The 9,627-nt window shown below is 71.2% G+C and carries 10 protein-coding genes; 4 read left to right on the top strand and 6 right to left on the bottom strand.

All coding sequences use genetic code 11. The features are described 5' to 3' along the window. From FHP29_RS17140 to FHP29_RS17125, 4 genes are all read right to left on the bottom strand, one after another. A partial coding sequence (locus tag FHP29_RS17140) for a methionine--tRNA ligase (RefSeq protein ID WP_139624324.1) occupies positions 1 to 832 on the bottom strand: 832 nt, incomplete at its 3' end. 35 nt (positions 833 to 867) lie between these two features. Next, a complete protein-coding gene (locus FHP29_RS17135) occupies positions 868 to 2,055 on the bottom strand; it encodes an N-acetylmuramoyl-L-alanine amidase (RefSeq protein WP_139624080.1) in 1,188 nt (395 codons plus the stop codon). 54 nt (positions 2,056 to 2,109) lie between these two features. Next, positions 2,110 to 2,751, bottom strand: coding sequence for a mycothiol-dependent nitroreductase Rv2466c family protein (locus FHP29_RS17130; protein ID WP_139624079.1), 642 nt, complete (start codon positions 2,749 to 2,751; stop codon positions 2,110 to 2,112). Positions 2,752 to 2,800: 49 nt separating this feature from the next. Next, on the bottom strand, positions 2,801 to 4,216 hold the full coding sequence (locus FHP29_RS17125; protein ID WP_158296613.1) for a CHAP domain-containing protein: 1,416 nt from the start codon (positions 4,214 to 4,216) through the stop codon (positions 2,801 to 2,803). 162 nt (positions 4,217 to 4,378) lie between these two features. On the opposite strand from FHP29_RS17125, the gene pepN reads away from it, so the two are divergent. Next, complete coding sequence (gene pepN / locus FHP29_RS17120) at positions 4,379 to 6,994, top strand: aminopeptidase N (RefSeq protein ID WP_139624077.1); 2,616 nt, start codon at positions 4,379 to 4,381, stop codon at positions 6,992 to 6,994. A 96-nt stretch (positions 6,995 to 7,090) separates the two neighbouring features. Here pepN and FHP29_RS17115 read toward each other — a convergent pair whose 3' ends face one another. Beyond that, positions 7,091 to 7,450 carry a TPM domain-containing protein gene (locus tag FHP29_RS17115; RefSeq protein ID WP_139624076.1) on the bottom strand — a complete coding sequence of 120 codons (360 nt, stop codon included), beginning with the start codon at positions 7,448 to 7,450 and terminating at the stop codon, positions 7,091 to 7,093. Positions 7,451 to 7,458: 8 nt separating this feature from the next. Further along, positions 7,459 to 7,839 carry a hypothetical protein gene (locus tag FHP29_RS17110; RefSeq protein ID WP_139624075.1) on the bottom strand — a complete coding sequence of 127 codons (381 nt, stop codon included), beginning with the start codon at positions 7,837 to 7,839 and terminating at the stop codon, positions 7,459 to 7,461. Between the two features lie 83 nt (positions 7,840 to 7,922). On the opposite strand from FHP29_RS17110, the gene FHP29_RS17105 reads away from it, so the two are divergent. The 3 genes from FHP29_RS17105 to FHP29_RS22280 all read left to right on the top strand — a co-directional run. Beyond that, positions 7,923 to 8,924, top strand: a complete 1,002-nt coding sequence (locus FHP29_RS17105; protein WP_139624074.1) for a mechanosensitive ion channel family protein — start codon at positions 7,923 to 7,925, stop codon at positions 8,922 to 8,924. A gap of 7 nt (positions 8,925 to 8,931) precedes the next feature. Beyond that, positions 8,932 to 9,327: a globin gene (locus FHP29_RS17100; RefSeq protein ID WP_139624073.1), complete on the top strand. Its 396-nt coding sequence runs from the start codon at positions 8,932 to 8,934 to the stop codon at positions 9,325 to 9,327. Between the two features lie 113 nt (positions 9,328 to 9,440). Then, positions 9,441 to 9,627 (top strand): hypothetical protein (locus FHP29_RS22280; RefSeq protein ID WP_205014217.1); only part of this gene is annotated, 187 nt, incomplete at its 3' end.

The following is a 9,627-nucleotide window of genomic DNA, read 5'->3' as shown; positions in this document are numbered from 1 at the left end:
CGCCGAGCCGGCGCGCCCACTCCACCGAGGCGGACAGGTAGCCGACCACGGCGTCGAACCAGACGTAGAGCTTCTTGGTCGGGTTCTCACGCCACCCGTCGAGGGGGATGGTGATGCCCCAGTCGATGTCGCGGGTGATCGAGCGGGGCCGGATCTCCTCGAGGATGTTCTTCGAGAACCGGATGACGTTGGGTCGCCACAGCCCCGTCGCCTCCCGCTCGTCGAGCCAGGCGGTGAGCGCCTCGGCCAGCGCGGGCAGGTCGAGGAAGAAGTGCTGGGTCTCGACGAACTCCGGCGTCTCGCCGTTGATCTTCGAACGCGGGTTCTTCAGGTCCTGCGGGTCGAGCTGGTTGCCGCAGTTGTCGCACTGGTCGCCGCGTGCGCCGTCGTACCCGCAGATCGGGCAGGTGCCCTCGATGTAGCGGTCCGGGAGGGTGCGACCGGTCGAGGGCGAGATCGCGCCGTACGTCGTCTGCTCGACGAGGTAGCCGTTCTCGTAGACGCCCAGGAAGAGCTCCTGCACGACCGCGTGGTGGTTGCGGGTCGTCGTACGCGTGTAGAGGTCGTAGCTGACGCCGAGGCCGACGAGGTCCTCGACGATCAGCCGGTGGTTCTTGTCGGCGAGCTCCTGCGGAGTCATGCCGGCCTCGTCGGCGGCGATGAGGATCGGGGTGCCGTGCTCGTCGGAGCCCGACACCATGAGCACGTCGTTGCCCGCCATCCGCTGGTACCGGCTGAAGACGTCGGACGGGACACCGAAGCCGGCCACGTGGCCGATGTGACGGGGGCCGTTGGCGTAGGGCCAGGCGACAGCGGAGAGGACGTGGGTCATGGCCTGAATCCTAGGGTCGCGGCCGGCTCGGTCGGTCAGCGGCGGGACTTCTTGATCCGGCGGGCGGTCCGCAGCCGGATGTCCGGGAGCGCGTCGTACAGGAACTGGCCGGGGCACTCGGTGTCGTTGGTGTCGCGGTGGCCGTCGATGACCGGCACCGTCACCCACGTCCCCTTGGGGTGGAGGTCGCTGCCGCGCGAGCGGACGAGGGTTACGCCGAGGGGGTCGCGGTGATATCTCCTCAGCTTCCAGGCGGCGACCTTGGCGATCCCGGCGAGGACCTTCGGCGTCGGGGCCGCCACGTCGTAGGAGCCGAGCACGGCGATGCCGACCGAGGTGTGGTTGAAGCCGAGGGTGTGCGCGCCGAGGGTGTCGCGGTCGCCGTCGGCTCCCCGCCGGCCGGCCCAGATCCGGCCGAACCGGTCGACGAGATAGTTGTAGCCGATGTCGGACCAGCCGAGCGTCTTGGTGTGGTAGCGGTAGATCGCCCGCAGCATGCGAGGGACGTCGCGCTTGCGGTAGTCGTTGCCGGTCGCGGTGTGGTGGACGTGGACCTGCTCGACCGTCCTGACCCGCTTCGGCCTCCCGGTGGCCCACCGCTCCTTGGCACCCCAGGACCGGCGGCTGCGGATCCTGGGTCGCAGGGAGCGACGTCGCTTCGGTCGGGCGGCGGGATCCGGGGCGTCGGACACGTCCCCGGCGTCATCGGCGTCCCCGGCGTCCCCGGCGTCGTGGCCCGGGTCGATCAGGGTGAGCACCGGGTCCTCGACGGCTCCGGCCACCTCGACCTGCACCCCGTCGCTGTCGCCGACCCAGAGCGGCTCGGTCGCCGCCCGGCTCCCCCGACCCTCGGTGCCGCGGTCGGGGAGGTCGTGCAGGGAGGGGACGCTGCGCCACGGCCCCCACGCCCCGCTGGTCCCGCGGACCCGGACCCGCACCTGCCCGGTCCCCGACGCCCAGGTGACCCCGAGGAGCGCGAAGCGGTCGGTGCGCTGCGGGGCGGTCCGCAGGACGGCACCCCGGGCGGCGACCTGCGGGTCCTGGCCGAGGGGTACGTCGAGCGCAGCCCCGGTCCCGTCCGCGTCGCGCCGCAGCCGCAGACGGGACCCCGCCGGCGCGGCCGCGGCGGCTCCGGAGGCGCGCCCGACGAGCGGCACGGCCGCCGCGGCGGCTCCGAGCACGGCGAGATCACGGCGGCGCAGGGACGGGTCCGAGGGCTTCATGACCATCGAGCATGCGCCATCGGGCGCGCCGGGCCCAGGGTCTGACTCCGCGTGTCAGGAGAAATCGAGGTCGCCCGTCCGGCTCCGCTTGAGCTCGTAGAAGTAGGGGAAGGACGCGACGGCGACGCAGCCGTCCCACAGGCGACCGGCGTCCTCGCCGCGCGGGATCTTCGACAGGACCGGGCCGAAGAAGGCGGCGCCGTCGATGTGGATGGTCGGGGTCCCGACGTCGTCACCGACCGCGTCCATGCCCTCGTGGTGCGAGGCCGCGACCGCATCGTCGTACGACGGGTCGGTGGCCGCCTCGATCAGCCCGGCGTCGAGGCCGACCTCCTCGAGCACCTCCGCGATGAGCGCGAGGCCGCCGTCGGGCTGCGCGTGCAGCGTGCGGCCCTCGACGTGGATGCGCTGGCCGAAGGCGTCGTACATCGGGCGGAGGACCTTGTCGCCGTACCTCTGCTGGGCGGCGACGAGCACCCGCACCGGACCCCAGGCCGGGACGAGGAACTCCCGGTAGCCGTCGGGGATGTCGCGGTCCTGGTTGAGGTAGCCCAGGCTCATCACGTGCCAGGCGACCTCGACGTCGCGCACCTTCTCGACCTCGAGGATCCACCGTGAGGTGATCCAGGCGAAGGGGCACATCGGGTCGAACCAGAAGTCGGCGCGGTGGGTTGCGGGCGCGGAGTTGTCAGCCATGGCTCGCCAACCTCTCCGCCGCCCGCGGCATTCCCGATCCGCCCCGAGCTCAGCGCACGCGCACGCTGCCGGTGACCGCGGGCGCCTTCGGCACGACCGTCGAGCCCAGGTAGCGCACCCGCACCGGCTTGGTGCCGCGGCCGGTGCGGACCTTCACCCGCGCCACACCGTCGTCGAGCCGGACCTCGCGCTTCCAGGATCCGATCCGGATCAGCACCTTGCCCGTGACCGGCAGCTTCCCCGCTGCGGTCACGCGCACCCGGACGATCGCCCGGCGGTGGGCCGAGCGCGTCGAGAGGGCGACGGTGGCCGGGCTGGTGACCAACCCGGGCAGGGTCAGGGTGGCGACGTTCGGCGCGTACTGGGCCTTCGCCGCCGTCACCTGGACCGCCATCGGCATGCCGACGTCGTCCGGCGTGAGCTGGTACGTCGGCGCGGTGGCCCCGGCGATCGGCGCCCCGTTGCGCAGCCACTGGTAGCCCACGGCCGCATCCGGGTGGTCGTAGGCGCCGGGCGTCGCCGTCAGCACCTGGCCCAGCGCCGGCGTCCCGGTGAGGGCCGGCGGCGTGGTCGGGTTGACCACGCCGAGGACGACGGGGCCGAGCTCGTAGAACCGCGAGACGAACGTCGTGTAGCCGTCCTGCCTCGCCACCACGCGCAGACTGATCTTCTTCCCCAGGAGATCAGGCGTGAGCGGGAGGCTGGCCGAGGTGTTGTCGCCGATCCGGACGCCGTCGGCGAACCACCGCCAGCGGTTCTCGGCGGGCGCCGGGCTCCAGCCGCCGGCGGTCGCCGTGACGGTCGTGTTGACGACGAGCGGAGCGTTGACCGTGGGGTCCGCCGTCTGCGTGAAGACGCCCGCGGTCGGCGGTGGCGGCGGGGTGACCGGCGGCGGGGCCGGCGCTCGGTCGACGAAGTGGATGAAGCCGGTCGGCCACCGGCCACTGGCCCGGGTGACCGAGCGCCAGTGGAAGGTGCCACCCCAGGCGTCCTCGGAGATGATGATCTCGTCGGCCGAGACGACCTTCTCGACGTACGCGACGTGACCGGACGACCCGGCGCCGTTGGAGTACTTGCCCCACCACGCGATGGCGCCGACGTTGGGCGTCTGGTCGGTGATGCTGGCCATGAAGATGCCCCAGTGGCTGGCGTTGCCCTCCCCCGTCCACGGCCGGACGTTCGGCATGCCGGCCTTGATCATCCGGTAGGCGGCGTAGTTGGTGCAGTTGTGCCCGGAGTACATCCGCCAGTACATCGAGCCGTTCGCCGCGCCGTACCCGGCGTCGGAGTAGCCGGCCTGGACGCAGGACGCGTAACCGCTGCAGAGATAGGTGGTGCCTGCCGATGGGAGGAGGGGTTCGTGCGGGATCGGGGACGAGGGGCCGGCGAGGACGAGATAGGACGCCAGCATCGCGCTGGCGGCAGTCGTGGTCCCCCAGCGCGCGGCCCGGCCTGGTGTGCGCATGCCGAACACCATCCGACACAACAGCACCAGAACGCAACAAAATCCCCGAATTTCTCTCCTTTCACTGGCGTGTCGCGTTGACTTTTGTTAATTACACCGTTGTGGTTCGCCTGCCTTGCTCCGATTGTCGGACAACTTCGACCGGGTGCAAGGATGACTGCCATGCCCGGCACCAACCTCACCCGCGACGAGGCGACTACCCGCGCCGCCCTCGTCGACGTGACGTCCTCCGTGATCGACCTCGACCTCTCCGAGGCGACGACCGACGGGGTGGAGACCTTCGGGTCGACCACCACGCTGACCTTCACCTGCCGTCAGCCCGGCTCGGCCACCTTCGCCGACCTGGTCGACGCCACCGTCCACGAGATCACCCTCAACGGCGCGCCGCTCGACCCTGCCACGGCGTACGCCGACAGCCGGATCGCGCTGCCCGACCTGCAGGCCGAGAACGTGCTCGTCGTCAAGGCCGACTGCAGGTACTCCAACTCCGGCGAGGGGCTCCATCACTTCGTCGACCCGGCCGACGGCCGGGTCTACCTCTACTCGCAGTTCGAGGTCCCCGACGCCCGCCGCGTCTACACCACCTTCGAGCAGCCCGACCTCAAGGCGCCCTTCACGTTCAACGTCACCGCGCCGGCCCACTGGAAGGTCGTGTCGAACGCGACGACGCCCGAGCCGGTCCCGACCGGCGCGACCAACGGACGCGGCGAGGAGGTCGCGGTCTGGAACTTCCCCGCCACCAAGCCGATGTCGACCTACATCACCGCGGTCGTCGCGGGTGAGTACTACGAGGTGCAGGACGTCTACGAGGGTGCCCACGGCACCATCCCGCTCGGCCACTACTGCCGCCAGTCGCTCAAGGACTACCTCGAGCGCGACCGCGCGGAGATCGTCACCCTCACCAAGCAGGGCTTCGCGTTCTTCGAGGACGCCTTCGGCTACCCCTACCCGTTCGGCAAGTACGACCAGCTCTACGTGCCGGAGTACAACATGGGCGCGATGGAGAACGCCGGCGCGGTGACCCTGCGCGACGAGTACCTCCCCCGCTCCCGCCAGCCGCGCTCGTTCTACGAGTTCCGCGCCTCGGTGATCCTCCACGAGATGGCCCACATGTGGTTCGGCGACCTCGTGACCATGAAGTGGTGGGACGACCTGTGGCTCAACGAGTCGTTCGCCGAGTGGGCCTGCTACCACGCCGAGGCCCTCGCGACGTCGTACGACGACGCCTGGACGGGCTTCACCAACGCCCGCAAGCAGACCGGCTACCGCGCCGACTCGCTGCCCTCGACGCACCCGATCGCCGCCGACAACGTCGACCTGCACGCCGTCGAGGTCAACTTCGACATGATCACCTACGCCAAGGGGGCGGCGGTGCTCAAGCAGCTCGTCGCCTGGGTGGGCCTCGACCCGTTCCTGGCCGGCCTCAAGCAGTACTTCCACGACCACGCCTTCGGCAACACCGAGTTCGCCGACCTGCTCACCGCGCTGGAGAAGGCGTCGGGTCGTGAGCTCTCCGGCTGGGCCCAGGAGTGGCTGCAGACCGCCGGCACCAACACCCTCTCCCCCGCCTTCGAGCTGGCCGAGGACGGCAGCTACGCGTCCTTCGCGATCAACCAGGCGGCGCCGGCCGAGCACCCCACGCTGCGACGGCACCGGGTCGGCATCGGCTTCTACAACTCCGAGCCGTCCGGGTCCGGCGAGGGCCGCCTGGTCCGCACCGACTACGTCGAGGTCGACGTCGAAGGAGCGCGCACCGAGCTGCCGGAGCTCGTCGGCAAGGCGCAGCCGGAGCTGCTGCTCATCAACGACCAGGACCTCGCGTTCGCGAAGATCCGGCTCGACGAGCGTTCACGCGAGACCGCCAGGGCCCGTCTCTCGGACCTCGACGACTCGCTGGCCCGTGCGCTCGTCTGGAGCGCCGCCTGGGACATGACCCGCGACGCCGAGCTCTCCGCCACCGACTTCGTCGAGCTCGTCCTGGGCAACATCGGCCAGGAGACCGACGCCTGGGGCGTGAGCCGGATCCCCGTGTACGCCGCGCAGGCGGTCAATCTCTACAGCGACCCCGCTCGTCGCCCCGAGCTCGCCGCCCGCTGGGAGCAGGGCCTGCGGGCACTGCTCGCCGCCGCGGATCCCGGCACCGACCACCAGCTGACCTTCGCCCGGACCTACGCCGCAGCGGCGACGAGCGAGGCCGCCGTGGCCGAGCTGGAGGGCCTGCTCGACGGCTCGCTGGCCTTCGAGGGCCTCGCCGTCGACCAGGACCTGCGGTGGACCCTGCTCACCGCTCTGGCCCGGGTCGGTCGCGCGGACGACGCCCGCATCGACGAGGAGCTCGCCGGCGACAACACGATCTCCGGGCAGGAGAAGTCCGCCGCGGCCCGTGCCGCGCAGCCCACGGCCGAGGCCAAGGAGCGCGCCTGGACCCAGGCCCTGCTCGACCCGTCGGTGCCCAACGAGACCCAGCGCAGCGTGGTCCTCGCGTTCTGGCAGCCCGGCCAGGAGGAGCTCCTCACGCCGTACGTCGAGCGCTACCTCGGCGAGGTCGCCGGCACCTGGGAGCGGCTGGGCAGCCACAAGGCCTCGGTCGCGCTGGAGTTCATCTTCCCCCGCCTGCTCGCCACCCCCGCCACGCTCGACGCGGTCGACGCCTGGCTGGAGGCCCATGCCGACGCGGTCAACCCCGGTGCCCTGCGCTACGTCCGCGAGGGCCGTGCCGACGTCGCCCGGGCGCTGGCCGCCCAGGCCCGCGACGCCCATCGACCCGGCGCGTCCTGACCCCGGAATCGCACCGACCCGGCGCATCCTGACCTCTGGGAGGGAAGGATGAGCCGGGTCGACGTGAAATCAGGGTCAGGATGAGCCGGGTCGGCGTCAGTCCTTGGCGAGCTGACCGAGCAGCTCGATGCCCTCGGTGAGGCCACCGGCCAGGTCACCGGCCGCGAACCGCACGGTCATCGCGGCGACGACCTGCTGCGCCTCCTCGTCGGTGAACCGCTCACGGGCGTGACCGCCGGTGACGATCTCGACGACTCGCCGGTCGGGGTCGACCATGATCAGGATGCTGCGCGAGGGCAGCACGAGGGTGTTGTGCAGGCTGGTCGCGAAGTCGCGGGGCGCGCCGGTGGCGGCTCCGACGAAGACGGAGATCTCGGCGCGGCACAGCTGCTCCGCGTTGCGCATGGTGACGTCGAGGGTGGCGCGCTGCGTGGCGCTGAGGGCTGTGGTGCTCATGGCTGCCGCTACCAGCTGCCGCCGGCGCCGCCGGCCTTGGAGTCGTCGGAGTCGGGTGCGGCCAGCTCACCGGTGGCCTTCCGCGGGCCGCCGAGCCACTGGTTCTCCGGCTCGAGCGCGTCCAGGCTCAGATCCTCACCGCGCGCGAGCGCGGGGCCGACGAAGAGGAGGGTGATCAGGACGAACACCAGGAGTGGGACGCCGCCGAGGTAGAGGAAGGCGTGGAGCACGTCCACGTCGGGCTTGGCCTCCCAGCTGGCCGCACCGTTGGCGGGGTGCGGCTCGGGGGTGTCCGCCGACGCGGCACCCGCCCCGGCGACGACGAGCAGGGCGCTGACCCCGACGAGGGAGCACACGGCGAGGAGGCGGCGTACGGCTGTGCTGGTCACGAGCGGCATGCTATCGGCTCGCGGGCGCGCGCGCCGTAGTGGTGTCCGCGCCGCCGCTCAGGTGCCTTTGGGACACTGGCGGGATGCTTGAGCTCCTCCTGTCCAGCAACGGCCCGACGAGTCCATGCGCCGACGGCGAGACCGTTTGCGACCTGACCTGGGACGTGACCGGCCGCCGGCAGCTCGCCGAGTGGTCCGACGTCCTCATCGGCACCCCGCTCGCGATCATCGGCCTGCTCCTGCTGGGCCTGGTGATCCGCTGGCTGCTCCAGCGGCTCGTCGACCGCATCGCCCGTCGCGCCGAGCGCGGCGTGCTGCCCGAGCGCGTCGAGAGCGCGGTGACCGCGCGCCGCAAGCAGCGGGCGGCGACGATGGGCGGCGTCCTGAAGAGCATCATCACGTTCATCGTGGTGGCGATCATCGGCACGATGGTGCTGAGCGAGGTGGGCGTCGACATCGCGCCGATCATCGCGAGCGCGGGGATCATCGGCATCGCGCTCGGCTTCGGCGCCCAGTCGCTGGTCAAGGACTTCCTGGCCGGCATCTTCATCTTCATCGAGGACCAGTACGGCGTCGGCGACGTCATCGACCTCGGGGAGGCCAACGGCACCGTCGAGGTCGTCACGCTGCGCATGACGCGACTGCGCGACATCAACGGGACCGTCTGGTACGTCCCCAACGGGGAGATCCTCCGGGTCGGCAACAAGAGCCAGAACTGGTCGCGCGCCGTCGTCGACGTCGGCGTCGGGTACGGCGAGGACCTGGCCCGGGTGCAGCGGGTGCTGCGGGAGGTCGCCCACGACCTGTGGGAGGACGACGAGTTCAACCACGTGATCATCGAGGAGCCCGAGGTGACCGGGGTCGAGATGCTCGCGGCGGACTCCGTGACCGTCCGGGTCATGGTCAAGACGGCGCCGCTCGAGCAGTGGGCGGTGGCGCGAGCGCTGAGGCAGCGGATCAAGGCCCGCTTCGACCACGAGGGCATCGAGATCCCCTTCGCCCAGCGGGTCGTGTGGCACCGCGAGGACCGGCGCCACCAGGAGGACGAGCCCTCGGTGCCGGCACCCACCGCCGGCGAGGGATGATGGGGACGTGACCACCCCGGAGCACGAGGAGACGAGCTTCTACGAGGAGATCGGCGGACTCGAGACCTTCCGCCGGATCGTCAAGAGGTTCTACGAGGGCGTCGCCACCGACGACGTCCTCCGTCCGATGTACCCCGAGGAGGACCTCGGCCCGGCCGAGGAGCGGTTCCTGCTGTTCCTGGTGCAGTACTGGGGCGGGCCGACGACCTACTCCCAGCACCGGGGGCACCCGCGACTGCGGATGCGGCACGCGCCGTTCGAGGTGGATCTCGAGGCACGCGACCACTGGCTGCGGCACTTCCGGGCCGCGCTCGACAGTGTGGAGCTGACGCCGGAGCAGGACGCCCGGTTCTGGGAGTACGTCACCCACGCCGCCACGTTCATGGTCAACACCCCGGGCTGAACCAGTTCGCTCACCGATGTAACGCCCGCCTCCGGCGGCGACATGTTCCAGGTGAGAGCAGTCGCCTCCCCGCGGTCTGCCGACCGTCTCCCCCCGCACCAGCAGAGCAGGCCATGACTCAGCAGCGCCCCAGCGAGCGGCTCCGCGTCGACGTACCGACGCTCGAGCCCGACCCGGCGTTCCTCGGCATGCTCGTCCACCTGAGCGCGGGCTCACAGACGGCCACTCCCCGATCGACTCGGTCGGCCGGATTCCGAATGATGCTCGCGACCGGCTCCGTAGCCGCGATCGCGGCAGCCA

It is taken from the genome of Nocardioides albidus, assembly GCF_006335005.1.
Lineage (GTDB): Bacteria > Actinomycetota > Actinomycetes > Propionibacteriales > Nocardioidaceae > Nocardioides > Nocardioides albidus.
The sequence above is the reverse complement of the archived record's forward strand: the minus strand, read 5'-3'. Positions and strand labels throughout refer to the sequence as shown.

Bases quoted from the DNA above. Each gene is read 5' to 3' on its own strand.
- FHP29_RS17135 (WP_139624080.1), bottom strand. From the start codon at position 2,055: ATGAAGCCCTCGGACCCGTCCCTGCGCCGCCGTGATCTCGCCGTGCTC.
- FHP29_RS17130 (WP_139624079.1), bottom strand. From the start codon at position 2,751: ATGGCTGACAACTCCGCGCCCGCAACCCACCGCGCCGACTTCTGGTTC.
- FHP29_RS17125 (WP_158296613.1), bottom strand. From the start codon at position 4,216: ATGCGCACACCAGGCCGGGCCGCGCGCTGGGGGACCACGACTGCCGCC.
- pepN (WP_139624077.1), top strand. From the start codon at position 4,379: ATGCCCGGCACCAACCTCACCCGCGACGAGGCGACTACCCGCGCCGCC.
- FHP29_RS17115 (WP_139624076.1), bottom strand. From the start codon at position 7,450: ATGAGCACCACAGCCCTCAGCGCCACGCAGCGCGCCACCCTCGACGTC.
- FHP29_RS17105 (WP_139624074.1), top strand. From the start codon at position 7,923: ATGCTTGAGCTCCTCCTGTCCAGCAACGGCCCGACGAGTCCATGCGCC.